This window comes from Pseudarthrobacter cellobiosi, assembly GCF_023913815.1.
GTDB classification, from domain to species: domain Bacteria; phylum Actinomycetota; class Actinomycetes; order Actinomycetales; family Micrococcaceae; genus Arthrobacter; species Arthrobacter cellobiosi.
Map to the genome: position 1 here is coordinate 259,577 of NZ_JAMXBK010000023.1, position 25,613 is coordinate 285,189.

21 protein-coding genes are annotated in these 25,613 nt (G+C 64.8%); 16 read left to right on the top strand and 5 right to left on the bottom strand.

Annotated elements, in window-relative coordinates; all coding sequences use genetic code 11:
- Window position 1 precedes the first annotated feature (1 nt).
- Window positions 2-1,192 (top strand): trans-sulfuration enzyme family protein, encoded by a 1,191-nt coding sequence (locus tag NG701_RS10325; protein WP_252567133.1) that lies wholly within the window; start codon window positions 2-4, stop codon window positions 1,190-1,192.
- Between the two features lie 9 nt (window positions 1,193-1,201).
- Window positions 1,202-1,552 (top strand): DUF2516 family protein, encoded by a 351-nt coding sequence (locus NG701_RS10330; protein WP_252567135.1) that lies wholly within the window; start codon window positions 1,202-1,204, stop codon window positions 1,550-1,552.
- A gap of 111 nt (window positions 1,553-1,663) precedes the next feature.
- Here the strand turns inward: NG701_RS10330 and NG701_RS10335 are convergent, their stop codons facing one another.
- Window positions 1,664-2,542: a class I SAM-dependent methyltransferase gene (locus NG701_RS10335; protein ID WP_252567137.1), complete on the bottom strand. Its 879-nt coding sequence runs from the start codon at window positions 2,540-2,542 to the stop codon at window positions 1,664-1,666.
- A gap of 99 nt (window positions 2,543-2,641) precedes the next feature.
- Between NG701_RS10335 and NG701_RS10340 the strand changes: the two genes are divergently transcribed.
- Window positions 2,642-3,388 carry a phosphoglyceromutase gene (locus NG701_RS10340; RefSeq protein ID WP_252567139.1) on the top strand — a complete coding sequence of 249 codons (747 nt, stop codon included), beginning with the start codon at window positions 2,642-2,644 and terminating at the stop codon, window positions 3,386-3,388.
- A 71-nt stretch (window positions 3,389-3,459) separates the two neighbouring features.
- Here NG701_RS10340 and phoU read toward each other — a convergent pair whose 3' ends face one another.
- The gene (phoU, locus tag NG701_RS10345; protein ID WP_252567141.1) at window positions 3,460-4,113 is read right to left on the bottom strand and encodes a phosphate signaling complex protein PhoU; all 654 of its coding nucleotides are present in this window, start codon (window positions 4,111-4,113) and stop codon (window positions 3,460-3,462) included.
- Window positions 4,114-4,315: 202 nt separating this feature from the next.
- Here phoU and NG701_RS10350 point away from each other — a divergent pair, with 202 nt between their 5' ends.
- Both NG701_RS10350 and NG701_RS10355 read left to right on the top strand, forming a co-directional pair.
- A complete protein-coding gene (locus NG701_RS10350) occupies window positions 4,316-5,524 on the top strand; it encodes a sensor histidine kinase (RefSeq protein WP_252567191.1) in 1,209 nt (402 codons plus the stop codon).
- Window positions 5,521-6,201, top strand: a complete 681-nt coding sequence (locus tag NG701_RS10355; protein WP_056342479.1) for a response regulator — start codon at window positions 5,521-5,523, stop codon at window positions 6,199-6,201. The genes NG701_RS10350 and NG701_RS10355 overlap by 4 nt, the downstream gene beginning before the upstream one ends.
- Before the next feature lie 107 nt (window positions 6,202-6,308).
- Here the strand turns inward: NG701_RS10355 and NG701_RS10360 are convergent, their stop codons facing one another.
- Entirely contained in the window at window positions 6,309-6,854 is a 546-nt protein-coding gene (locus NG701_RS10360) for a hypothetical protein (protein ID WP_256475738.1), read from the bottom strand.
- Window positions 6,855-7,124: 270 nt separating this feature from the next.
- On the opposite strand from NG701_RS10360, the gene NG701_RS10365 reads away from it, so the two are divergent.
- The 8 genes from NG701_RS10365 to NG701_RS10400 all read left to right on the top strand — a co-directional run bounded on the left by NG701_RS10365 (window position 7,125) and on the right by NG701_RS10400 (window position 14,914).
- Complete coding sequence (locus tag NG701_RS10365; protein ID WP_026266570.1) at window positions 7,125-7,607, top strand: CarD family transcriptional regulator; 483 nt, start codon at window positions 7,125-7,127, stop codon at window positions 7,605-7,607.
- Between the two features lie 133 nt (window positions 7,608-7,740).
- Complete coding sequence (ispD, locus tag NG701_RS10370; RefSeq protein WP_252567145.1) at window positions 7,741-8,547, top strand: 2-C-methyl-D-erythritol 4-phosphate cytidylyltransferase; 807 nt, start codon at window positions 7,741-7,743, stop codon at window positions 8,545-8,547.
- A gap of 2 nt (window positions 8,548-8,549) precedes the next feature.
- The gene (ispF, locus tag NG701_RS10375) at window positions 8,550-9,047 is read left to right on the top strand and encodes a 2-C-methyl-D-erythritol 2,4-cyclodiphosphate synthase (protein WP_252567147.1); all 498 of its coding nucleotides are present in this window, start codon (window positions 8,550-8,552) and stop codon (window positions 9,045-9,047) included.
- Window positions 9,048-9,120: 73 nt separating this feature from the next.
- Window positions 9,121-10,578, top strand: coding sequence for a cysteine--tRNA ligase (cysS, locus tag NG701_RS10380; protein ID WP_252567149.1), 1,458 nt, complete (start codon window positions 9,121-9,123; stop codon window positions 10,576-10,578).
- Between the two features lie 68 nt (window positions 10,579-10,646).
- Window positions 10,647-11,636 carry a 23S rRNA (guanosine(2251)-2'-O)-methyltransferase RlmB gene (gene rlmB / locus NG701_RS10385; RefSeq protein WP_252567151.1) on the top strand — a complete coding sequence of 330 codons (990 nt, stop codon included), beginning with the start codon at window positions 10,647-10,649 and terminating at the stop codon, window positions 11,634-11,636.
- Window positions 11,637-11,933: 297 nt separating this feature from the next.
- On the top strand, window positions 11,934-14,045 hold the full coding sequence (glgX, locus tag NG701_RS10390) for a glycogen debranching protein GlgX (protein WP_252567152.1): 2,112 nt from the start codon (window positions 11,934-11,936) through the stop codon (window positions 14,043-14,045).
- A gap of 18 nt (window positions 14,046-14,063) precedes the next feature.
- Window positions 14,064-14,549, top strand: a complete 486-nt coding sequence (locus NG701_RS10395; protein ID WP_252567154.1) for a guanyl-specific ribonuclease — start codon at window positions 14,064-14,066, stop codon at window positions 14,547-14,549.
- Between the two features lie 8 nt (window positions 14,550-14,557).
- Window positions 14,558-14,914 carry a barstar family protein gene (locus tag NG701_RS10400; RefSeq protein ID WP_252567156.1) on the top strand — a complete coding sequence of 119 codons (357 nt, stop codon included), beginning with the start codon at window positions 14,558-14,560 and terminating at the stop codon, window positions 14,912-14,914.
- Window positions 14,915-14,929: 15 nt separating this feature from the next.
- On the opposite strand, the gene glgP is transcribed toward NG701_RS10400, so the two are convergent.
- Window positions 14,930-17,548: an alpha-glucan family phosphorylase gene (gene glgP / locus NG701_RS10405; RefSeq protein WP_252567158.1), complete on the bottom strand. Its 2,619-nt coding sequence runs from the start codon at window positions 17,546-17,548 to the stop codon at window positions 14,930-14,932.
- Window positions 17,549-17,700: 152 nt separating this feature from the next.
- Between glgP and NG701_RS10410 the strand changes: the two genes are divergently transcribed.
- From NG701_RS10410 to NG701_RS10420, 3 genes are read left to right on the top strand one after another with little or no spacing between them, the layout of a single operon-like run.
- Window positions 17,701-19,782 (top strand): alpha-1,4-glucan--maltose-1-phosphate maltosyltransferase, encoded by a 2,082-nt coding sequence (locus NG701_RS10410; protein ID WP_308292594.1) that lies wholly within the window; start codon window positions 17,701-17,703, stop codon window positions 19,780-19,782.
- Window positions 19,779-21,575 (top strand): maltose alpha-D-glucosyltransferase, encoded by a 1,797-nt coding sequence (gene treS, locus NG701_RS10415; RefSeq protein ID WP_252567160.1) that lies wholly within the window; start codon window positions 19,779-19,781, stop codon window positions 21,573-21,575. The genes NG701_RS10410 and treS overlap by 4 nt, the downstream gene beginning before the upstream one ends.
- A 1-nt stretch (window position 21,576) precedes the next feature.
- On the top strand, window positions 21,577-25,266 hold the full coding sequence (locus tag NG701_RS10420; protein WP_252567162.1) for a 1,4-alpha-glucan branching enzyme: 3,690 nt from the start codon (window positions 21,577-21,579) through the stop codon (window positions 25,264-25,266).
- A gap of 161 nt (window positions 25,267-25,427) precedes the next feature.
- Here the strand turns inward: NG701_RS10420 and NG701_RS10425 are convergent.
- Window positions 25,428-25,613 (bottom strand): hypothetical protein (locus tag NG701_RS10425; RefSeq protein ID WP_252567164.1); only part of this gene is annotated, 186 nt, incomplete at its 5' end.

Sequence of the window (25,613 nt, forward strand, 5' to 3'; positions counted from 1 at the left end):
CATGAGTCTCTCGGAACAGTACGCAGCGTCCCTGTCGGCCGAAACCGTGGTGGTTGCCGCCGGCAGGCCGCCGCGTGAGCGGGACGAGCCCGTCAACCCGCCCATCGTGCTGTCCTCGACGTACTTCGGCACGGGAGCGCTGGGCGACGGGGACCGGGGCTACGGCCGCTATTCCAACCCCACCTGGGATCCATTTGAGGAGGCCCTGGGCCAGCTTGAAGGATCTGAACTGCCCGGCCTGCTCTACGCGTCCGGACTCGCGGCCGTCAGTTCGGCACTGTCCCTGCTGCCCGCCGGCGGCGTCCTTGTGATGCCTTCGCACAGCTACGCGGGTTCGCTGGTGATGGCCACGGAGCTGGCGCAGAAGGGCTTCCTGGAACTGCGGACTGTGGACATCACGGACACTGACGCAGTCAAAGCACAGCTCGCGCCGCAGGGACCGGACGCGAAAGCGGCCAGGATGCTGTGGCTTGAGAGCCCCACCAACCCGATGCTGGGCATCGCCGATATCCGCGAACTCACGGCGGCGGCCCACCGGGTGGGCGCCATTGTGGTGACGGACAATACGTTCTCCACGCCGTTGGTCCAGCAGCCGCTGAGCTTGGGTTCCGACGTCGTTCTTCACTCGGTGACCAAATATCTGGCCGGACATTCCGACGTCGTCCTCGGCGCCTTGGTGACGTCCAACCCGGACATCCGGGCAGCGCTGCTGCACCACCGCATCATTCATGGCGGTATCGCCGGGCCGTTCGAGGCATGGCTGGCACTGCGCGGGCTCCGGACCCTTGCCCTGCGTGTGGAACGATCGCAGGCTTCCGCCGCGCTCCTTGCGGAACGCCTGAGTACGCACCCCCTGATCGCTAGCATCCGGTTCCCGGGGCTCCCCACGGACCCCGGCCACGTGCGGGCCAAGACCCAGATGTCGGGCTTCGGTTCGATTGTGTGCGTGCAGATCGCGCCGGTTGCCGGGCTGAGCGGAGCAGACGCCGCGGACAAACTGGTCCGCGCGCTGCAGCTGTGGCTGCCGGCCACCTCCCTGGGCGGGGTGGAATCGCTGATCGAACGGCGCCGCCGGCACGCCGCTGAGCCGCGGAGCGTCCCGGACAATCTGGTGCGCCTGAGCGTCGGCATTGAGAATATTGAGGACCTCTGGGCCGATTTGAAGCAGGCGCTCGACTCGCTGGGCCGCTAGGCTTGGACGGTGGACGGTGAACTGATTATTCGGCCTGTTGAACAGGCAGTGTTTTTTACCCTTGCCCTGGTGGCACTGGGACTTGAGGTGTGGGCGCTGCTGGACTGCGTCCGGCACAAGTCGGCTGCATTTGAAGCCACCGGCAAGCGGACCAAGATGTTCTGGCTGGCACTGACCGGCGGCGCCACCCTGATCGGCGTCATCTCACTCTTCAGCAGCGGCGGAATCTTCGGCACGCTTGGCCTCTTTGGGCTCGCCGCCGTGGTGGCAGCGTCCATTTACCTCGCAGACGTCCGGCCAGCGGTCAAGGACGCAGGCCGCGGCGGTAGCCGTAATAAGGGGCCCTACGGCGGCTGGTAACCCAGCCTTACAGTCGTTCGTACTCCCCACCGGCACCCTCAGTTCGCAAGCTCACTCAGGGAACCCTGCCGGCGTGGGCCCAACCACCGGCACCTCAGTTCGCAAGCTCACTCAGGGAACCCTGCCGGCGGGGGCCCCCGGCGCCACAGCTTCCCAGGCCACCGTTAGTTCGCCCAGGCGCCACCGCGCCGGGCCGTCCTGAACCGGCCACCCGCCGTCGAGCAGTGCCCTGCACATGGCGTGCCAGCGCTGCCTGTTCCCGAATGACGCCAGCGGCGCCGACTCCAGCCAGGCCCGGTCCATGGCCTGCATCAGCCGGTGGACAGACTCGCCCGGAACGTTACGGTGGATCAGCGCCTTCGGCAGCCGCTCGGCAATTTCCGACGGCAGGTCAAAGCTGCCGAACCGCACGGACATACTCAGTGACAATGGCCGCTCGGCGTCGAGGGCCACCCACGTCACCCGCCGCCCGATCTCATCGCACGTCCCGTCGATAAAGAGCCCGCCGGGGGCGAGCCGGCCCTGGACCAGCCGCCAGATCCCCGCCACATCAGCCTCTTCGTACTGCCGCAGGACGTTGAAGGCGCGGACCAGTACCGGGCGTCCGGGCAGCGGCAACTCGAAACCGCCCACCTGGAAGCTCAGCCCCGGCCTCTCGAGCGCCTTGGCGATCCGGACGCGCTCAGGCTCGATTTCGATTCCGCACACGCGGACGTCCGGCCGGACGGCGCGGAGACGTTCAAAGAGTTCGACGGCGGTGGCCGGTGTTGCGCCGTAGCCCAGGTCAACCACGAGAGGGTCTTCGGCAGCGCGCAGACGCCAGGCCTGGGGGCCGGTGAGCCATCGGTCCACCCGCCGCATCCGGTTGGGATTGGTGGTGCCCCGTGTGACGTTTCCGACCGGCCTGCCTGGCCTGGCGGGTCTGCCCGGCCCGCCGGGGGTCCTGCCCGAGATCTGGGCGTTCGCCACCCGTTCAGCTTTTTGCACCACCGCCCCACCATATCCCTGCGGTTCCCTACGTTTCCGTGCGAAGTGTCGCCCCTTGTAACGCAAGGCGGGCGGCGCTGTGCCTCGGCTAGGATAAAAATCATGACTTACAAGCTGATTCTGCTGCGCCACGGCCACAGCGAATGGAACGCCAAGAACCTGTTCACCGGCTGGGTGGACGTTGACCTCAACGACCAGGGCCGCGAGGAAGCAGCACGCGGCGGTGAGCTCCTGGTTGAGAACGATCTTCTCCCGGATGTCCTCTACACCTCGCTCCTGAAGCGGGCCATCAACACGGCCAACATTTCCCTGGACAAGGCCGACCGCGGCTGGATCCCCGTCAAGCGGGACTGGCGCCTGAACGAACGCCACTACGGCGCCCTGCAGGGCAAGGACAAGGCACAGACTCTGGCCGAATACGGCGAGGAGCAGTTCATGGAATGGCGCCGCTCCTACGACACCCCTCCGCCTCCCCTGGACGACGACTCCGAGTTCTCCCAGGCCCACGACCCCCGTTACGCGGACCTCGGTGACGCGCTTCCCCGCACCGAGTGCCTCAAGGATGTCCTGGTCCGCCTCCTGCCGTACTGGGAATCGGATATCAAGGAAGACCTCAAAGCTGGCAAGACCGTCCTGGTTACCGCCCACGGCAACTCGCTGCGCGCCCTGGTCAAGCACCTGGACGGCATCAGCGACGACGCCATCGCCAGCCTGAACATTCCCACGGGCATCCCGCTGGTCTACGACCTGGACGAGGACTTCCAGCCGGTCAAGCCGGGCGGCACCTACCTGGACCCGGACGCCGCTGCGGAAGCCATCCTGGCAGTGGCGAACCAGGGCAAGAAATAGAACTTAACGAACGACGGCGGGCCGGTCACCTCAGGTGACCGGCCCGCCGTCGTATGTGGTTTAGGGAGCGGCTAGGAGCGCTGCGGCTGCCATTCGCCGGTGACGAGGTACGTGACCTTGCGGGCCACGGACACGCCGTGGTCGGCGAACCGTTCGAAGTAGCGGCTGGCCAGGGCCACATCCACGGTGGTGGCGGGGGACTCGGCCCAGTCCGGAGCGGCGATCGCCTTGAAGACGCTCAGGTGAAGATCGTCGATGGTGTTGTTGGCCTTGAGGATGTCGCGGGCCACTTCGAGGTCCCGGGATTCCAGCAGCACGATGAGCTTGTCCGCGATCAGTTGGTCCTGCTCGGCCATTTTGTTGAACGTTTCCGTCATGGAAGCAGGGATCACGGTGGACGGGAAGCGCAGCCGGGCCAGCTGGGCGATGTGGCGGGCCAGGTCCCCCATCCGCTCCAGGGAAGCGCTCATGCGGAGGGCGCCCACGATCATCCGCAGATCGCTGGCCACCGGCCCCTGCAGGGCGAGGATGTCGATGGCGCGCTCATCCAGGCTGGTCTGCAAAAAGTCGATACGGGCGTCCGCGGCGATGACGTCCTCTGCCAGGTCTACGTCGGCAACCTGGAAGGACGTCGCAGCCTTCCCCAATGCCTCGCTGACCAACTTCGAAATCTCCACCAGCTGCTCACCCACCTGGGTCAGCTCTTCCTGAAAAACCTTACGCACGTGGGCGTCCTTTCTTTGGAACTCCGCCCCTCGGGTGGCAGACGGAACTCATGTCGCCATTCGGCACTCCAGCGTATAACTCTGTCAGCGTGCGGTAAACGATTAGTCGGTTGTAGATGAACGTTAGCTGAACCGTCCCCGTAATGGGCCATGACGCACCGTCTCGACAGGAACCACGGCCTAAGCTGGAGTTGTGGATCCTATGCTCATCGGTGTCATCGCCGGCCTGGTCGGCCTGTCGCTCGGCACCTTTGGCGTGCTCGCCTTCAGGATCAGTGAAAAGCAGCGCAAGCTTGTTGACGTCGACGTGGACGAACTCGCTTTGCCGGCCGGCGCCGCGGAAGTGTTGGCCGTCGTCGGACGGGCTTTTGTGGTGGTTGACGCGGTGGACGGTGTAGTGCGCGCCAGCCCGGCAGCTTATGCGTATGGCCTGGTGCGCGGCCATACGGTGGTTCACAAGGAACTTCTGGACATGACGGCCGGGGTGCGCCGCGATGGCGTGATCCTGGAAAAACGGCTGGAGCTGCAGCGCGGTCCGCTGGGCCACGGCACCATCATCGTGCAGGTCCGGGCGGCCATGCTCGGCGAGGAATATATCGTGCTTCTGGCCGACGACCGCACCGAAATTACCCGCACGGAAGAGATCCGCAACGACTTCGTGGCCAACGTGTCCCACGAGCTGAAGACCCCGGTGGGCGCAATTTCCCTGCTGGCCGAGGCACTGGAGTCCTCGGCCGACGACGAACAAGCAGTTCGCCGGTTCGCCAAGCGCATGCACAAGGAGTCAAGCCGGCTGGCCGCCCTGGTCCAGGACATCATCGAGCTGTCTCGCCTCCAAGGTGCCAGCGTGTCCCAGGAGGGCAAGGCCGTGGATATCAATGCGGTCATCACCGAAGCGGTGGACCGTTCCCAGCTCCCCGCTGAAAGCAAGAACATCCGGATCGTGGTGGGGGAGCGGGTTGAGGCCACCGTCTTTGGTGACCGGGACCTGCTGGTTACCGCTCTGCGTAACCTGATCGACAACGCCATCCGCTACTCCCCGGAGAACACCAGGGTGGGCGTGGGCGTCCGGTCAAAGGACGGGCTGATCGCAGTGTCGGTCACGGATCAGGGCGAGGGGCTGACCCCGGAGGACCAGGAGCGCGTGTTTGAGCGCTTCTACCGGGTGGATGCGGCGCGTTCGCGCCACACGGGCGGAACGGGCCTGGGCCTGAGCATCGTCAAACACGTTGCCTCCAACCACGGCGGTGAAGTGACATTGTGGTCACGGCCCGGCCAGGGTTCCACTTTCACCCTGCGGCTGCCTGAGATGGAAAGCCAGGACGCACCGGATACCGCAGGTGTCAAAGAACCAGCCGAACCCGAGCGTGGCAAAGAACGCGGCGTACATGAGCAAGGAGCTAGCGCTTGAGCAGGATTTTGATTGTCGAAGACGAAGAATCGTTCAGTGATCCGTTGTCCTATCTACTGGGCAAGGAGGGGTTCGAGGTAGAAGTGGTGGACAACGGCCTCGACGCCATCACCGAATTCGACCGGAACGGGGCGGATCTGGTGCTGCTGGACCTGCAGCTCCCCGGCCTGTCAGGTACGGAGGTCTGCCGCCAGCTGCGGCAGCGCTCCAGCGTTCCGGTCATCATGCTGACGGCCAAGGACTCCGAGATTGACAAGGTGGTTGGCCTGGAGCTTGGCGCTGACGACTACGTCACCAAGCCCTACTCCTCCCGCGAGCTGGTGGCCCGCGTCCGGGCCGTACTCCGCCGGCAGGGTGAACCTGAGGAACTGATCTCGGCCACAGTCCAGGCCGGCCCTGTCCGGATGGACATCGAACGGCATGTGGTCAGCGTGGATGGCCAGCAGGTCCTCTTGCCGCTGAAGGAGTTCGAGTTGCTGGAAATGCTGCTGCGCAACTCCGGCCGTGTACTCACCCGCGGCCAGCTGATCGACCGGGTCTGGGGTTCGGACTACGTGGGGGACACCAAAACCCTGGACGTGCATGTTAAGCGGCTGCGCGGCAAGATCGAGCCCGACCCGTCCATACCGCGTTTCCTGGTAACCGTCCGCGGCCTGGGCTACAAGTTCGAGCCGTAGGCCTCTCCGCCGTAAGGCACGCCGGGCATCAGGCGCAGCAGACTTCAAGTGCACAAAAAGGAGGGGCTCCCTGCGGGGAGCCCCTCCTTTTTGTGCTTTGTTGCTGCTTAGTGGGCCGCACCAGTGCCGGTGGCCGACGGCGACGGGCTGGGTGTGGCGGATCCGGTCGGTTCGCTGCCGGCAGGCAGGTACTCCTTGTACTCCGCGAGGGAAGCATCCAGGACAGGCACGCGGACAGTCTTGCTCACGTTGGTGCCGTCTTCGGTGATCTTCACATCGACGAGGGAGCCGGCGATGCCGCCGCTCGTGCTGAGGATGGCTTCATCTGTGGAGTCGTTGAGCAGGGTGTAGGAGTTGGCTTTCACCGGCACCTGCGTCTGTGAACCCTCGGCCCCGTTGACGGTGAGCTTGACGTCCTGTGAAGAGGAGTTGTAAACGGCGCCGAGCAGGCGGCCGGGCTTGTCTGCGCCGGCGGAGACAATCAGCATGTTGCGCAGCTGCAGCGGACCCAGGTCGGCGCGGATACCGTCCGACGCCGCGTACTGGTGAGAAGTCTGCTGGGGGTTGATGTAGCCACAGCCGGTCATCGTCGCCAGGGCGAGGGCCAGGGATCCTGCCGCCAGTGCCAGTTTGCCGCCCTGGGCCCGGTTCATCGCAGTGAAACGCACGTCACGTACTCCTCGAGAGTCTTGAAACATTATTCAGCCATAGCCTAGCGGCAAACCGGCCCAAACGAGGATTCCGCACGGTCATATTGCCCTTGGCAGCAGGCCGCGCATGCACTATTATCCGCATTCGTCAAGGGGTGGAAGGGGGTCTATTCTGCCCATTTTCCGCGTATTTCCGGGGTTCCGGGGCCGGTTCGAGGCCAGTCATATGCCTGAATCGTGATAAACTGGTCTGCGGGAAAGGGGAATGTCCACATGGTATTTGAGGTCGGCGAGACAGTAGTTTACCCTCACCACGGTGCTGCAAAAATTGAAGAAATCAAGATGCGCACTGTCAAGGGCGAAGAGAAAATGTATCTCAAGCTCAAGGTGGCTCAGGGTGATCTGACCATTGAAGTTCCAGCAGAGAACGTTGACCTTGTTGGGGTCCGTGACGTAGTGGGCAAGGAAGGTCTGGAGCACGTATTTGATGTTCTCCGGGCCGAGTTCACTGAAGAACCCACCAACTGGTCGCGCAGATACAAGGCAAATCTGGAGAAGCTTGCTTCCGGTGACGTCATCAAGGTAGCAGAGGTTGTTCGCGACCTCTGGCGCCGTGATCACGATCGGGGCCTTTCCGCAGGTGAGAAGCGCATGCTGGCCAAGGCCCGTCAGATTCTGATTTCAGAACTTGCACTGGCTGAAAAGACTGATGAAGAGAAGGCTGCAAGCGTTCTCGACGAGGTCCTGGCTTCCTAAGAATTGAGCCCCGGGGGTACGCAAGTGCCTCCGGGGTTTCTTTTTGCCTTTTTTCGGTCCAGTCCGCATCGGCAGGCGCGTCGCGCGGGTGGGATTCGGCACGCCGGGCAAGCGGGCACGTAGGCTGGACCGCATGAATAACGGACTTCCCCGCCCCGTCACAGCCGTCGTCATTGTGGCCGCAGGTTCCGGCGAGCGGCTGGGTTACGGCATGCCCAAGGCGCGCGTGCCGCTGGGGAGCGACGCCATCCTCACCCATGCCCTCCGGGGCGTCGCTGCCGCCGGCGTCGCACGCCAGATCTGTGTGGCCCTGCCGCCCGGAGATGTGGTCCTGCAGGAATTGTGCGCGGCCTTCGCCGAGGAACTCCGGGCGGGGCACGATGGCAACCAGGAGAACCCGCTTCCCCTGCTGACAACGGTCGACGGCGGCGCCACCCGTGCCGCTTCCGTCCGGTCGGCGCTGGCCGCCTTGCTCGACGGCACCGAAGCGGTGCTGGTCCATGACGCCGCCAGGGCACTGACGCCCGAGTATGTCTTCCACCGTGTCGTTGATTCGCTGGCGGCCGGCGCCGTTGCAGTGATTCCTGCGGTACCGGTGGTGGATACGGTGAAGATGGTTGCTCCCACGAGCGGTGAGGACAGCAGGATCGCCCCGGAACTCGTGACCGGGACCGCGCCGCGGGAGGAACTCCGTTCGGTCCAGACGCCCCAAGGCTTCCGCCTGTCCACACTGATCCAGGCGCATCAGGCGGCGGCGGACTTTGACGAGAAACAGGCTGCGGCGGTCACCGACGACGCCATGCTGGTGGAACTCCTGGGAGTTCCCGTGCACGCCGTCCATGGCTCCACACAGTCATTAAAAATCACCACACCGCTGGACCTGATCATTGCCGAGGGGCTGCTGGAAGGCCCGCTGGGCATCCGCTGGGTGGAGGGTTAGGCATGAGTGAAGCCAAGATGATCCTGCCGCGTACGGGTATCGGCCTGGATGTCCATGCCTACGCGTCCCCTGACCTTCCCCGTCCGCTCTGGCTGGGCGGGCTGTTCTGGGAAGGCGAGCGTGGACTGGCCGGGCATTCGGACGGGGACCCGGTGGCCCACGCCGCCGCCGACGCCCTGTTCTCGGCCGCCGGCATCGGGGACCTCGGCACGCATTTCGGCACCGACCGTCCGGAGTTCGCCGGAGCCTCCGGCGTCACGCTCCTGACCGAGGCGGCGAGGATTGTCCGTGCGGCCGGCTTTGAGATCGGCAACGTGGCAGTGCAGTTCGTGGCTACCCGGCCCAAATTCGGCCCGCGGCGGGAAGAGTCCCAACGCGTGCTGAGCGACGCGGCCGGGGCGCCGGTCAGCGTCACGGCCACCACCAGCGACGGACTCGGTTTCACCGGCAGGGGCGAGGGAATTTCCGCCGTCGCCACCGCTTTGGTCTATCCCCGGTGATTCAACCCGGCGCTGCGCAGGCCGGATAACCCGCGGGGGCCGGCACGCAGGCCTTTTCCGCTAATCTGGAGCGGTGACTCTCCGCTTCTATGACACCGCGTCCGCCGAAGTCCGTGACTTCGTTCCCCTCGTCCCGGGAAAAGCGAGCCTGTACTACTGCGGAGCCACCGTGCAGGGCATGCCGCACGTTGGCCACATCCGCTCGGCGATCGCCTTTGACCAGCTCACCCGCTGGCTTGAGTACCGGGGGCTGCGGGTCACCGCGGTCCGCAACGTCACGGACATCGACGACAAGATCCTCGCCAAGTCTGCCGAATCGTTCAGACCGGACTTCGAAGCCGGACCGGACGCTGTCCGCGAGGAGGAATGGTGGGCCCTGGCCTACCGCTACGAGCAGGCGTTCCTGCAGGCCTACGACACGCTCGGCGTTTCCCGCCCCACCTATGAGCCACGGGCAACCGGCCATATCCCCGAAATGCATGCGCTGATCCAACAGCTGATCGACCGGGGCCACGCCTACCCGGCGCTGGACGATTCCGGCGACGTCTACTTCGACGTACGGTCCTGGGACAAGTACGGGACACTGACGCGCCAGAACATTGACGACATGCAGGGCGCCCCGGATGCGGATCCCCGGGGCAAGAAGGACCCCCGAGACTTTGCGCTGTGGAAGGGCTCCAAAGAAGGAGAGCCGACGACGGCGAGCTGGGCCTCGCCCTGGGGCGCCGGCCGCCCGGGCTGGCACCTCGAGTGCTCGGCCATGGTCACCAAGTACCTCGGCACCGAATTTGATATCCACGGCGGCGGACTGGACCTGCGCTTCCCGCACCACGAAAACGAAATGGCCCAGTCCCAGGCCGCAGGGAACGGTTTCGCCAACTTCTGGATGCACAACGGCATGGTCACCTACCAGGGCGAAAAAATGTCCAAGTCCATCGGCAACACCATCAGCCCTTCGGAGATGCTGGACCTCGCGTCACCGCGGGTGGTCCGCTACTACCTCGGGCAGGCCCACTACCGCTCAGTGCTGGACTACCGCCCCACGTCGCTCGAAGAGGCCGCCGCCGCCGTCGAACGCATCGACGGCTTCATCAGCCGCGCCGTTCGGGTGCTCGCCGCTGGTGGGAACTACACCTTCGCCACCTATGGCAAGGTTCCCGAGGCGTTCGAGAACGCCATGGATGACGATCTCAACGTGCCGCAGGCCCTCGCCGTGGTCCACGAAACAGTCCGTGCCGGAAATACTGCCTTGACGGAGGGGAAGCTGGAGGACGCACAGCAGTCCCTGCACAGCGTGCATGACATGCTGCGGGTCCTGGGCCTGAATGCGGTGGCTTCCGGCCCGGCGTCGGACGCCCGGGAGTCGGCCGCCCTCGACGTCCTGGTGGAAGCCCAGCTCGCTGCCCGCACCCAGGCCCGGGCCACCAAGGACTGGGCTGCCTCCGACGCCATCCGCGACACGCTGAAGGCGGCCGGCGTCGTCGTCGAAGATGGCCCAAATGGCGCTACCTGGAGCCTGCAACGGGACTGAACCGGAGATTTTACTTGATTCAGTAGACTGGTAAGCAGACTCAGTCAAACAATCAAGGGTGGAAAATCATGGCCAACAACGGTCGCCGGTCGGTCAAAGCAAAGAAGGGGCCAACCATCGGAACCGGTGGTCATGGCCGTAAGGCCCTGGAAGGCAAGGGTCCCACGCCCAAGGCGGAGGACCGCCCTTACCACAAGGCGCACAAGAGCAAGCAGCTGTCCGAGCGTTCGGCCGCCAAGCGCGGTACGGGCGCCCGCAGCGCCGGCGCCTCCCGCACGGGCCCCAAGGGCCGCGCCACCGAGGAAGTCGTCACCGGCCGTAACTCCGTGGTGGAAGCCCTCCGCGCCGGGATCCCCGCGAAGGCCCTGCACATCGCCATCCGGATTGAAATGGATGACCGTGTCAAGGAGTCGCTGAAGATCGCCGCCGAACGCGGTATCCCGCTGCTCGAGACCGGCAAGCCCGAACTTGACCGCATGACGGACGACGCCATCCACCAGGGCCTGGTCCTGCAGATCCCGCCTTACGAGTACCAGGACGCCTATGACCTGGCCGAGGAAACCGTGGACCGCTGGAAGAAGGGCCACGTATCCAACGCCCCGTTGTTCGTTGCCCTTGACGGCATCACGGACCCGCGCAACCTTGGTGCCATCATCCGCTCCGTCTCGGCCTTCAGCGGCCACGGCGTCATCGTCCCGGAACGCCGCTCCGTGGGCGTCACAGCCTCGGCCTGGAAGACCAGCGCCGGCGCTGCCGTGCGTGTTCCCGTGGCACGTGCCGCCAACCTGAACAGTGCCCTGAAGCAGTTCAAGAACATGGGCATCTTTGTCCTGGGGCTCGACGGCGACGGCGACGTTTCGCTGCCTGACCTCACGCTGGCCACCGAGCCCGTCTGCATTGTGGTCGGTTCCGAGGGCAAGGGCCTGAGCCGCCTGGTCCGCGAAAACTGCGACCAGATCGTCTCCATCCCGATCAACTCCGCCATGGAATCGCTCAACGCGTCCATGGCCGTTGGTATCTCGCTGTACGAAATCTCGAGGCAGCGCGCCGTCAAGTAGTAGCTGAGCCGCGGCGCGGGGCGGCACGGCGGACATCCTCCGCGTGCTGCTCCTTCGTCGCTCTGACGCACGCTTCCGGATGCCCGCCGTTCCGCGAACGCTCTCCCACCTTTGGCGGGTATAACAGCAACGCTCTCGCAGTTCCTGCAACCTAAACAGAAACGCTCTCTCACCCGGTGAGACAGCGTTTCGGTTTAAGGCGCGAAAACTGCGAGAGCGTTGGAGCGTGGTGGGTCCGGGTGACGTCATAAAAGCGCCAGTGCAGTTCAACAGCCGCTGGCCGCTACCATGGACGTGATGGTCATGCCGCTTTTCGATACCGCTTCCACCCGGGATGCCTCTTCGGCATATCCGCTCGGTGTCAGCGTCCCGCGCCCGGGATCGGGAGCGGATTACGGCGTGCAGTCCAGCGCCAACGTCGCCGTGTACGCCCCGGCCGTGGAGAACCTTGAGATTGCCTACAAGGCCCCCGGCAGCGAGTGGCATCTGCAGACCCTGCCCAACGTCACCCACGGCGTGCACCACGGAATTGTTGAGGATTTCCCGTACGGATCGCTGTACGGTTTCCGCGCCACGTCCAAGGCGGACCCGTTGCCGCTGGCGGTCCCCATCGTGGACCTGGACGACGACGGCGGGCAGCCGCTTCTGCTCGATCCTTACGGCCGGGCGGTGGACCAGCGGGAAGGATTCCTGACGAGCGTCCGGATGGCCGGCGATTTTGACTGGGGCACCGACGAGCGGCCCCGGACGCAGTGGCGGAACACCATCATCTACGAGGCCCATGTCCGCGGCCAGAGCATGCTGCATCCCGATGTCCCCGAGGAACTGCGCGGCACCTACGCCGGAATGGCCCATCCGGCCATCATCGAGCATTTCAAGAGCCTGGGCATAACCGCTGTCCAGCTGCTCCCGGTGCACTTCCACCTCGATGAGTTGCACCTGCAGAACCTCGGCCTGACCAACTACTGGGGCTACAACACGGCCGCGTTTTTCGCACCGCACGCGGCCTATGCGACGCAGGCGTCGCAGAACTCCGGACCGCACGCCGTCCAGGACGAGTTCAAGGGAATGGTCAAGCTGCTCCACGCGGCAGGGCTTGAAGTGATTCTCGACGTCGTCTATAACCACACTGCCGAAGGCGGCCCGGCCGGCCAGGCCATCAGCTTCCGCGGACTCGGTGAGGACACGTACTACCGAACGGATGGCCACGGGAAGTACATCGACACAACGGGCTGCGGCAACAGCCTGAATTTCGGCCAGCCCCGGGTGGTCCAGTTGGTGCTGGATTCCCTCCGGTATTGGGTGGACGAATTCCACATCGACGGCTTCCGCTTCGACCTGGCCGTGACGCTCTGCCGGAACGCGGACAACGAGTTTGATCCCCGCCACCCGTTCCTGGTGGCTGTGGCCGCCGATCCGGTGCTGTCTGACGTAAAACTGATCGCCGAGCCCTGGGACGTGGGCTACGGCGGCTGGCAGACGGGACGGTTCCCGGGCGGCTGGGTTGACTGGAACGACCACTTCCGGGACGGCGTCCGCTCCTTCTGGCTTGCGGACCGGGCGGCCATCGAAGCCGGCGGGCAGGGCGGGTCCGTGGCGCGGCTGGCTGATGCCTTGTCCGGGTCTGCCGGTCTCTTTGAAGCATCGGGCCGTTCCAGGCTGGCGTCGGTTAACCTCATCACGGCACACGACGGCTTCACCCTTAACGACCTTGTGTCCTACGACCGTAAACACAACGAGGCCAACGGCGAGCAGAACCGGGACGGGCACGGGGACAACCGCAGCTACAACCACGGTTTCGAAGGCAGGAGCGAGGACGAGAGCATCCTGGCGCAGCGGTCGCAGTCCCGGCGGAACCTCATGGCGTCCCTGATGATTTCGCTCGGTGTGCCGATGATCACGGCCGGCGACGAGCTGGCACGCACGCAGCAGGGAAACAACAACGCCTACTGCCAGGACAACCCACTGGCCTGGCTCGACTGGACGCGTACGCCGGAATCCGCAGAGATGCTCCGCAGCACCAAGCGCTACGTCCGGCTGCGCAAGGAGTTCCTGGCAAGCCAACCCCATGATTTTCCGGCTCGGGATGAGCAGTCCTATATCTACTGGTTTGATCACTCGGGACAGCCCATGTCCATGGATCAGTGGAATGATCCCCGGCACCGGGTCATGCAGCTCCTGCTTGGCTCCGATGACGGCACGCTGGCGGGCCTCGTGGTGGTCAACGGCAGCGGCTCCGACGTGAAAATCACCCTTCCGGAACTCAAGAACGACGACGGAACGCCCCGCAGGATGTTCGAACTCCGGCTGACAACGTCGCCGCTTCACGAGCTTCGACAGGGCAGCCGCGTGGCGTCCGGCGAGACGGACAGCATCGAGGCGAACTCGATTAACATCTACCGCACTTAACTGCGGAGGGGACCAAAATTGCGCAACCGCTCCATTGCCCTGCTGCTGACCGGGCTGCTGGCCCTAGCGGTGTTCGCTTTCGGCGGCCCCGGACTCCTTGAGACTTTAACGGGAAGTACGACTCCGGCAGCAAGTTCCAGCGCGGCCCCGGTCCCGGGCGCTCCCGTCCCGGGCCCTGCGGAGGTTCCGGCCCCGGCGGTAGTCCCCGCCAACCCGTCCGGGCTGCCCGCGATCAAGGAATCCCAACTGCCGGCCGAAGCCCGGACTACCCTCGCCACCATCCGTGCCGGCGGCCCCTACCGCTACAGCCAGGACAATAAGACGTTCGGCAACTTCGAGCGCATTCTCCCGCGGCAGGGCTCAGGCTATTACCGCGAGTACACCGTGCCCACTCCGGGTGAATCCGACAGGGGAGCCCGCCGCATCGTCACCGGTTCCGAGGGCGAGAAGTACTACACGCAGGACCACTACGACTCGTTCAAATTCATCGCAGAAGGCAGCTGAACACCCTCATGAAAATCTACTCCGCCGATACCTGGACCATCGAAGAACTCCAGGAACAGGTCGCCGACGCCGGCCGCCGCAGCCTGGTGGTCCCCGCTGCCGACAGCAAGAAGGCTGTTCTGGAAACCTTCGGCGAAGTGCTCGCCTTCCCTGAGCACTACGGCGTGAACATGGACGCCCTGAACGATTCCCTGCACGATTTCGCGGACAGCATCGGCGAGAACGGCAGTTCCCCGGTCACGGTCCTCTGGCAGGTGGCCGCAGCGTTCCGTGGGGACCGGTCCTTCGGGATCATCTGCGAGGTCCTCCAGGATGCCGAAAGCTACGCCGGCCGTGACCTCGCGGTCACGGCCGTGCTCCTCTAGGTATGACGCTGGTGCTCAGGCGTTGACGATCAGCCCCAGCTCCGCCTTGGAAGCCAATGCCTCGTGCCGTGGCAGGACGCGGACGGTGTAGCCAAAGGGACCGGAGCGGTCGATGACCAGCGAGCCGCTGAACAGGTGGCGTCCCTCGCCGAGGTCCTCTTTCGAGTTCAACTCCATCAGGGTGATGTCCGCCAGGGTGTCGCTTTCCTCGGCACGGCCATAAGCCACCTCCACGGACACGTCCTCCGGTGAGAGAGTGTGCAGCGCGATGTAGGCGTTCACCTGCAGGGTGTCCCCGATCTGCGGGTCCTCGGAAACGCCTACGGAGTCCACATGTTCGACGTGCAGCAGAGGCCACGCCGAACGTACCTTGGCAGTCCATGCCGCCAGCACACGGGCCTGCGCGTAGGAGTTGGCAACGGCTCTGCGTCCGGCCTCGGCCGCGGGCCGGTAGAGCACGTTGACGTAGTCGTGCAGCATGCGCTCCGCGGAAACGGCCGGTCCTAGGTGGGACAGCGTGTGCTTGATCATTGACACCCAGTGCGTCGGGACTTTCTCGGTGCCCGTGGTGGACGGCCCGGCAGCACCTGCGCTGTCAGACACCGTGTTCCCGTAGAAGCGCGGCGCCACCTGCGTTTCCAGGAGTTCGTACAGCGCCGCCGCCTCGATGTCGTCCCGCTCTTCGGGGGACGCGTCGTTGTTGGCGGTGGGGATCGCCCAGCCGTTCTCGCCGTCGTACATTTCATCCCACCAGCCGTCCATCACCGAAAGGTTCAGCGAACCGTTGATGGCGGCCTTCATGCCCGATGTGCCGCACGCCTCCAGGGGGCGGAGCGGGTTGTTGAGCCACACGTCGCAGCCCGGGAAAAGCGTCCTGGCCATTGCGATGTCGTAGTTCGGCAGGAAGGCGATGCGGTGGCGGACCTCGGGGTCGTCGGTGAAGCGGACCAGATCCTGGATCATCTTCTTCCCGGCATCATCTGCCGGGTGGGACTTTCCGGCGATCACCAGTTGGATCGGGTGCTCCGGATGCAGTAGCAACGCCTTGAGCCGGTCCGGCTCGCGAAGCATCAGCGTCAGGCGCTTGTAGGTGGGGACGCGCCGGGCGAAGCCGATGGTCAGCACATCGGGGTCCAGGACGCTGTCGGTCCAGCCAAGCTCGGCGTCGGCGGCGCCGCGTTTCTTCCACGCAGCCCTGAGCCGGCGGCGTACGTCCTCCACCAACGCGGTGCGCATTTCACGGCGCAGCGCCCAGACGTCAGCATCGCTGACGTTATAGGCGAGGTCCCAGCGGCCCAGGGCTTCGGCCTCGGTGCCGAACTGTTCTCTCGCGAGCCGGGAGATGCGCCCGTCGACCCAGGTGGGCACGTGGACGCCGTTGGTAACGGACGTGATGGGCACCTCGGAGTGGTCGAACCCCGGCCACAGGGCCGAGAACATCCCGCGGGATACCTCTCCATGGAGCTTGGCGACGCCGTTGGCCCGCTGTGCCAGACGGAGTCCCATCACCGCCATGTTAAAGACTGACGGATTGCCGTCGGCGTAGTTTTCCCGGCCCAGCTCCAGGATCCGGTCCGCGGGTACCGCGGGCGCAAGCCCGGCCTGGAAGAAGTGGTGGATCTGGGAAATCTCGAAACGGTCGATGCCGGCCGGAACGGGAGTGTGGGTGGTGAAGACCGTGGACGCCCGGCCGGCGGCGAGGGCTTCGTCGAAGCTGAGGGCGGCGTCGCCGGCCATCAGTTCCTGGATGCGCTCAATCCCCAGGAAGCCGGCATGGCCCTCATTGGTGTGGAACACCTCGGGCGCCGCGGTTCCGGTCAGCTGCTGGTACGCCCGCAGCGCCTTGACTCCGCCCATGCCCAGCAGGAGCTCCTGCTGGAGCCGGTGGTCTCCGCCGCCGCCGTAGAGGCGGTCGGTGATGCCGCGGGCGGCGTCGTCGTTGCCGGGAACGTTGGAGTCCAGCAGCAAGAGGGGAACGCGTCCGACGTCGGCACGCCAGATGTGTGCCAGCAGCCGGCGCCCGTTGGGGAGCGGGAGCGAGATCTGCAGGGGACGGCCGTTGCCATCGGCGGACGGCTCACGAAGCAGTGTGAGGGGGAGGCCGTCAGGGTCGAGTACCGGGTACGTTTCCTGCTGCCAGGCGTCGCGGGAGAGGGACTGCTTGAAGTAGCCTGCCTGGTACAGCAGGCCAACCCCGATCAGGGGCACACCCAGGTCCGAGGCGGCCTTGAGGTGGTCGCCGGCCAGGATGCCCAGGCCGCCGGAGTACTGCGGCAGGACTTCGGTGATGCCAAATTCGGGGGAGAAGTATGCAATGGCGGCCGGGGCATCCTCGCCCAGGCTCTGGTACCAGCGGGGCTGCTCAAGGTACCGGTCGAGGTCCTCGGCGGCGGCGCGGACCTGGTCCACCACCGACTGGTCGGCGGCGAGGCGCTGGAACTCTTCGCGGCTGACCCGGCCCAGGAAACTGATGGGATCCTGGTCGGATTCCTCCCAGATGCGGCGGTTCAGGCCAGCGAAAAGTTCACGGGTGGGCCGGTGCCAGGACCAGCGCAGGTTGGTGGCCAACCGGGCCAGCGGCCTGATGGGTTCCGGGAGGACAGTTCTGACGGTAAATCTGCGGATTGCCTTCACCTGCGCCACACTAACCGACAACATCAACGTCTGGAACTGCTTTGGCTTTCTTTTAGGTAAATGACAGTTGGCGTGGCGGATAAGACGAATCGCCGCGACAAAAAGCAGCGCAGGCTTAGCAATCTGGACCATTTCTCGCTAACGTCGAGCCTGTGACGACTAACTCAGTAACCCCTGCCGCCTCAAAGAAAAAGCCGAAAGGCCAAATCACCGACGGGCTAAGATTCGGCCGTTTTCCGATCACCGCCGTGCAGCCTGTGGTGGAGGGCGGAAAGTATCCTGCCAAGGCCTTGCCGGGGGAGGGAATTGTGGTGGGCGCCACCGCTTTCCGGGAGGGGCATGACCAACTGGGTGTCAGCGCGGTCCTCCTGGATCCCCGCGGGAAGGAACGCCAGCGCGTCAGGCTGGCGCCGCCCAAGGGGGAACGCGGCCTCGGTACCGACCGCTGGGAGGGCATCCTCACGCCGTCGGCCGTTGGAAACTGGACGTTTTTCATCGAGGCCTGGCACGACCGCTACGGAACCTGGCACCACAACGCCGAAGTCAAGGTGGCGGCAGGCATCGACGTCGAATTAATGCTCGCCGAAGGATCGGCGCTGCTCTCGGAAGCGGCCGCCGACGCCTCCCGCAATGCGTCGGACCGGCGTACCCTGCGCATGGCGTCTTCCATCCTGGGCAACGGGTCCCTCACCGATGAGGAGCGTCTGGGAGCCGGCTTCGGCGCGGACGTGGCCGCCGTGGTGAACCGCCAGCCGATCCGCGAACTGATCACCGTTTCCGAGCAGTTCCCGCTGCTGGTGGAGCGCGATCTCGCAGGCCGCGGAGCCTGGTACGAATTCTTCCCCCGGTCCGAAGGCGCCGTCAGGGACGCCACCACCGGGGCGTGGACGTCCGGGAATTTCCGGACCGCGGCGAAGCGGCTGGACGCGGTGGCGGAAATGGGCTTCGACGTTCTCTATATGCCGCCGATCCACCCCATCGGTATCCAGCACCGCAAAGGCCCCAACAACACCCTGATTGCCGGCCCGCATGATCCCGGCTCGCCCTGGGCCATCGGCGCCAAGGAGGGCGGCCACGACGCCATCCACCCGGAACTGGGCACGTTCGAGGACTTCGACGCCTTTGTTGCCCGCGCCAACGAACTTGGCCTGGAAGTCGCCCTGGACCTGGCGCTGCAGGCCGCGCCGGACCACCCCTGGGTGGAGTCCAACCCGGAATGGTTCACTACCCGGGTTGACGGGAGCATCGCGTACGCGGAAAACCCGCCCAAGAAATACCAGGACATTTTCCCGCTCAATTTCGACAATGATCCGGAAGGGCTTGCGAAGGAAATCCTGCGGGTCGTGCTGCTGTGGGTCAGCCATGGCGTGAAGATCTTCCGGGTGGATAATCCGCACACCAAACCGGTGTGGTTCTGGGAATGGCTCATTGGCCAGGTCAACAAAAAGACCCCTGGCGTGGTGTTCCTCGCGGAAGCGTTCACGCGCCCTGCCATGATGCACGCCCTGGGCCGGGCGGGCTTCCAGCAGTCCTACACCTACTTCACGTGGCGGAACACCAAAAAGGAACTGGAAACCTACTTCACGGAGGTCAGCCACGAATCGCCCGCATACTTCCGGCCCAACTTTTTTGTCAACACGCCGGACATCCTCACGGAATACCTGCAGTTCGGCGGTCCGGCGGCGTTCAAGATCCGTGCGGCGTTGGCCGCCACCGCCAGCCCCCTGTGGGGCGTTTATGCCGGCTACGAACTTTATGAACATGTTGCCCGCCCCGGAGCGGAAGAGTACATCGACAACGAGAAATTCGAATACAAAGCCCGTGACTGGGACGCTGCCGCTGCCTCAGGCCGGACCCTGGCGCCGTACCTGACCAGGCTCAACGCGATCAGGCACAACCACCCGGCGCTGCTGGACCTGCAGAATCTCACGGTCCACCACAGCACCGACGACGCCACGGTGGTGTACTCCAAGCACAAAACCCTGCCGGACGGCACCAAAGACACCATCATTGTGGTGGTCAACGTTGATCCGCACGGCATCAGGGAGAGCACCATTTCACTGGATCTGGCTGCGCTGGAACTTGACCCCGAGGACCTGTCGCCCAACGGCGGGTTCCGGGTGGATGACCTCATTTCCGGCGAATCCTGGGAATGGGGCGAATACAACTACGTCCGCCTGGATGCGCACGTTGAACCCGCCCACATCCTGAGCGTGAGGAGATTGCATCAGTGAGCTTTAACCCGCAGAGTTCCAGCCAGCATTTCACCCCCAAGAGTACGTTTGAGCTGAACGCCCCTGGCCTGGCCCACGATCCGCTCTGGTATCGGAAAGCTGTGTTCTATGAGGTGCTGGTGCGGGCTTTCGCGGATGCGAACGGCGACGGTTCGGGCGACTTTTCCGGCCTGATCGACCGGCTGGACTACCTGCAGTGGCTTGGCGTGGACTGCCTGTGGCTGCCGCCGTTCTTCCAGTCGCCGCTACGTGACGGCGGCTACGACATTTCGGACTACAACTCCGTCCTGGATGAGTTCGGCACCATCAGCGACTTCAAGCGGCTAGTGGCCGAGTCCCATGCCCGCGGCGTCCGGGTCATCATTGACCTGCCGCTGAACCACACCTCGGACCAGCACCCCTGGTTCCAGGAATCGCGCAAGGACCCGGACGGTCCCTTTGGCGACTTTTACGTGTGGAGCGACACTGACGAGAAGTACCAGGACGCCCGCATCATCTTCGTGGACACGGAGGAGTCCAACTGGACCTTCGACCCCATCCGCCGGCAATTCTTCTGGCACCGCTTCTTCAGCCACCAGCCTGACCTGAACTTTGAAAACCCCAAGGTCATCGAAGCGCTCTTTGACGTGGTCCGTTTCTGGCTGGACCAGGGCATCGACGGTTTCCGGGCGGACGCCATCCCGTACCTCTTCGAGGAAGAAGGGACCAACTGCGAAAACCTGCCGGCCACCCATGACTTCCTGCGCAAGCTGCGGGCCATGGTGGATGAAGGCTACCCGGGCCGCGTGATCATCGCCGAGGCCAACCAGCCGCCCAACGAGGTGGTGGAGTACTTCGGAACAGCGGAAGAGCCCGAATGCCACATGGCCTTCCACTTCCCCATCATGCCGCGCCTCTACTACGCCCTGCGGGACCAGAAGGCCGCTCCGATCATCGAGACCATGCATGACACCCCGGAGATCCCCGAAGGGGCGCAGTGGGGAACGTTCCTGCGCAACCACGATGAACTGACGCTGGAGATGGTCACGGCCGACGAGCGTGCGGCAATGCTGGGCTGGTACGCGCCGGACCCCCGGATGCGCGCCAACATCGGGATCCGGCGCCGGCTTGCACCGTTGCTGGATAATTCCCGGGCCGAGATCGAACTGATCAATGCCCTACTGCTGTCGCTGCCTGGCAGCCCGTTCCTGTACTACGGGGACGAGATCGGCATGGGGGACAACATCTGGCTCGATGACCGCGATGCTGTGCGCACCCCCATGCAGTGGAACCCGGACCGGAACGCAGGATTCTCCAACGCTGATCCCGGCAAGCTCTACCTGCCGGTCATCCAGTCGCTGGTGTACAGCTACGGCATGGCCAATGTGGAAGCCGAGGCCGCCCACTCCGGTTCCCTGCTCCGCTGGACCCGGCAGATCCTCAGCGTCCGCAAGAACCACCCTGCCTTCGGGCTGGGCGCGTTCAAACATGTCGAAGCGGACCACGACGCCGTGGTGGCGTATCTCCGGGAACTTTCGGATGACAACACTGCAGGGCTGCCCGGCGAAACCATTCTGTGCGCCTTCAACCTTTCGCAGCACCCCGTGGCGGCAAAACTGCGGATTCCCCAGTTTGCCGGCCGCGGGCTGCGCGATGTGTTCGGCGGGCAGCCGTTCCCCGGGATCGACGACGACGGATCACTGACGCTGACGCTGGGAAGCCATGATTTCTTCTGGCTGCGGGTCCGCTCGGCGACGTCCAATCCAGCCTCCCCGTACACGCAGGCACTGCCCATCCTGTCCATCGAGAACTGACATGGCCCAGCCCACCCTCACAGCCACACTGAGCGCCGTCCTTCGCGAATGGCTTCCGCGCCAGCGGTGGTTCCCCGTGAAGACAGCCGATTTTTCGCTGGCACAGGCGGGCAGCCTGAGCCTTGAAGATGCCGCCGGGCAGGCCCGGCTGGAGATCTTCCTGCTGGCTGTTTCCTCCCGGACGGCCGACGGCGGTCTCCGGACTGACGTGGTCCAGGTCCCGCTGAGTTACCGGGCAAGTCCGCTTGCCGGAGCGGAGCGGGCACTGGTCGGCCAAGCTCCCGAGACCGGCATGGCCTGGATCTACGACGCCGTGCACGATCCTTCCTTTGTGTCCTCCTGGCTGGAGCTGATCCGGTCCGAAGCAGGCTCGGGCACCGGCTCGGCGACTGGCCACCGCACCCGGTCGGAGCACCGACTGCCTACCGCCCACGGAATGGTCAAAGTCCTGTCCGGCGAGCAGTCCAACAGCTCTGTCATTGTTGACGACGGCGAGTCCGCCGCGATCGTGAAATTCTTCCGCGTCCTTTCCGAAGGGATCAACCCTGAGGTCGAGGTAGGGGCGGCGCTGACGGCCCAGGGCACCCTCGAGGTTCCGGCCACGCTCGGGTGGGTCCGCGGGGAATGGCAAGCGCCGGCATCACCGGGGCTCCCGGCACAGGCGCCATCGCAAGGCGAGCTTGCCGTAGCCCACGAATTCCTCGCCGGCGGCCGCGATGCCTGGCGCCTTGCCGTGGATGCCGCGCGCACCGGTGCCGATTTCACCGCCGAGGCGCATGCCCTTGGCGCTGCCACAGCAACGGTCCACCGCCGGCTGGCGGAAGCCCTCGGCACAGCGGTTGAACCGGCGCCGGGTCAGCTCATTGCGCCCGGAGTAGCCCAGCGGGTCCGGCAGGCATGGGCGGAAGCCAGTGCCGCCGTCGGGCCTTACGACGACGCACTAGGGGCTCTGCTTGGCCAGCTCGACGGCGTGCCGGCAGGGCCGCTGCAGCGGATCCACGGCGATCTCCACCTCGGCCAGATCCTGCAGGTCCCCGGCCACGGCGGCCAGCCCGGCCGGTGGGCCATCCTTGATTTTGAAGGTGAGCCACTGCGGCCCATCGCCGAACGCAACTTCCCCGATGTTCCGCTCCGGGACGTGGTGGGAATGCTGCGTTCCTTCGACTACGCGGCAGGCGCGGCAGAACGCGAATATCAGGGTGCCCGCGTTCCGGCGTCCTGGGTCGATGATTGCGCGGACGCGTTCCTTGCCGGGTATGCCGCAGTCACACCCGGCACCATCGACCGGACTTCACCGCTCTTTGTGGCATTGTGGCTGGACAAGGCCCTCTACGAAGTCGTATATGAATTACGGAACAGACCTGACTGGCTGGCCATTCCAACGAATGCGTCCAGGCGGCTCCTCAGCGTTAAAGGCTCCGGCGATCAGGCCGGGGCAGCATCGGAAGGTATCAAAATGACAGGCTCAGCACGTACAGACCGGCCCCGGGTGCCTCTTCACGTGGACCCGGACACGTTGGCCCGCGTGGCGAACGGCGAACACCACGCGCCGCACTCAGTGCTCGGCGCCCACCTGGACGACCATGGCCATGTGACGGTTCGGACGCTTAAGCACCTCGCGGAGGCAGTGAGCGTGGTGACTGCCGTGGGTGCAGTGCCCATGACCCACGAAAGCAACGGTGTATGGGTGGCAGTCCTCGAACCGCTGCAGGCCGGCCACGTGCCCGACTACCGGCTGGAGGTCACCTATCCTGGTGCCGCGCCGCTGACCGTGGACGAACCCTACCGCTACCTGCCCACCGTGGGTGAAGTGGACCTGCACCTGATCGGCGAGGGCCGGCACGAGAAGCTCTGGGAAGTCCTGGGCGCGCACGTCCAGCACTACAAGTCCTCCCTCGGCGATGTTGACGGCGTCTCCTTTGCCGTCTGGGCGCCGAACGCGCAGGCGGTCCGCGTCAAAGGCGACTTCAACGCCTGGGACGGCCGCGAAAATTCGCTCCGCTCGCTGGGCTCCTCAGGCGTGTGGGAAGTCTTCCTTCCCGGCGTTTTAGCAGGGGCGTGCTACAAATTCGAGATCAAGACCAAGAGCGGCCACTGGGTCGAAAAGGCAGACCCCCTGGCCTTCGGCACCGAAGTCCCGCCGCTGACGGCGTCCCGGGTGGTGGAGCCGTCCTACGCGTTCAAGGACGCCGAATGGATGGAGTCTCGCGGCCAGCGTGACCCGCACAATTCGCCGATGAGCGCCTACGAAGTCCACCTCGGATCCTGGCGCATTGGCCTGGGCTACCGCGAGCTGGCCAAGGAGCTTGTGGACTACGTCAAGTGGCTGGGCTTCACGCACGTTGAGTTCATGCCTGTGGCCGAACACCCCTTCGGCGGCTCCTGGGGCTACCAGGTGACGTCCTACTTTGCGCCGACGTCGCGCTTTGGCCATCCGGACGAATTCCGGTTCCTGGTGGATTCCCTGCACCAGGCCGGAATCGGCGTGCTGCTGGACTGGGTTCCGGCGCACTTCCCCAAGGATGCCTGGGCATTGGCTCAGTTCGACGGCGAACCTCTGTACGAGCACGCCGACCCGAACCTGGGCGAGCACCCCGACTGGGGAACGCTGATCTTCGACTTTGGCCGCACAGAGGTGCGGAACTTCCTGGTGTCCAACGCGCTGTACTGGCTTGATGAGTTCCACATCGACGGACTCCGCGTTGATGCGGTGGCCTCGATGTTGTACCTGGACTATTCGCGTGAAGACGGGCAGTGGTCGCCCAACCGCTTTGGCGGACGCGAGAACCTGGAAGCCATTTCCTTCCTCCAGGAAGTCAACGCCACCGTTTACAAGACCCACCCCGGCGCGGTGATGATCGCCGAAGAGTCCACGGCTTTCCCCGGTGTCACCGCCCCCACAAGCCACGGCGGCCTGGGCTTCGGGCTCAAGTGGAACATGGGCTGGATGCACGACTCCCTCAAGTACGCCTCCGAGGACCCGGTCAACCGGAAGTGGCACCACGGTACGTTGACGTTCTCGATGGTCTACGCGTTCACCGAGAACTTCCTGCTTCCTATCAGCCACGACGAAGTAGTGCACGGCAAGGGCTCCATGCTCCGGAAGATGCCGGGGGACCGCTGGCAGCAACTGGCCAACCTGCGCGCCTTCTTTGCCTACCAGTGGGCGCACCCGGGCAAGCAGCTCATTTTCATGGGCACCGAATTCGGCCAGGAGGCTGAATGGTCCGAGCAGCACGGACTGGACTGGTACCTGGCCGACATTCCGGCGCACCGCGGTTTGCAGCTCCTCACCAAGGACCTCAACGAGCTCTACAGCTCGACGCCGGCCCTGTACGAGCGGGATAACGAGCCCGGTGGTTTCCAGTGGATCAACGGTGGGGACGCCGACCGCAATGTCCTGACGTTTGTCCGCTGGGACAAGGACGGCAATCCCTTGGTGTGCGCCATCAACTTCTCCGGCGGTCCGCATGTTGGCTATGTCCTCGGCGTTCCGGCTGCCGGGGCCTGGACCGAAGTGCTCAACACTGATGCTGCGGCCTATGGCGGCTCAGGTGTTTTGAATGGCAGTGAGCTGATTGCCCTGGACGAAGGGCTTGATGGCCAGCCGGCATCGTTGACCGTAACGTTGCCGCCCCTGGGTGCGGCCTACTTCAAGCCCGTTCCTTTGGCGGCCAAGCTGACCGAATAGTGTGAACCCGCTCTCTTAAGTGCGCGGCGAAAAGCCCGGAATTCCTTGAGATTCCGGGCTTTTTGCTGCCCTCAGGGTGGGGGTGCACGGGGCTGTTCGGGGCTTGGTTGGCCATCCCGGCAAAGTGGTGGTAGAGTTTATTTCCGCGCTGCTCCACGGAGTCAGACCGAAAAAACCGACACGAAAGCCTCAGGCTGAGAAGGTCGCGGATGCCGGTTTGACAAGAGTGAGACCAGCCGGTAAGTTTGAAAAGTTGCTCCGGAGCGATCCACGGCCGAATGGTTGGTTGTGGTGGTGCCGGGTGTGTCTGTTGTTTGAGAACTCAATAGTGTGCCAAGTTTGTTGAT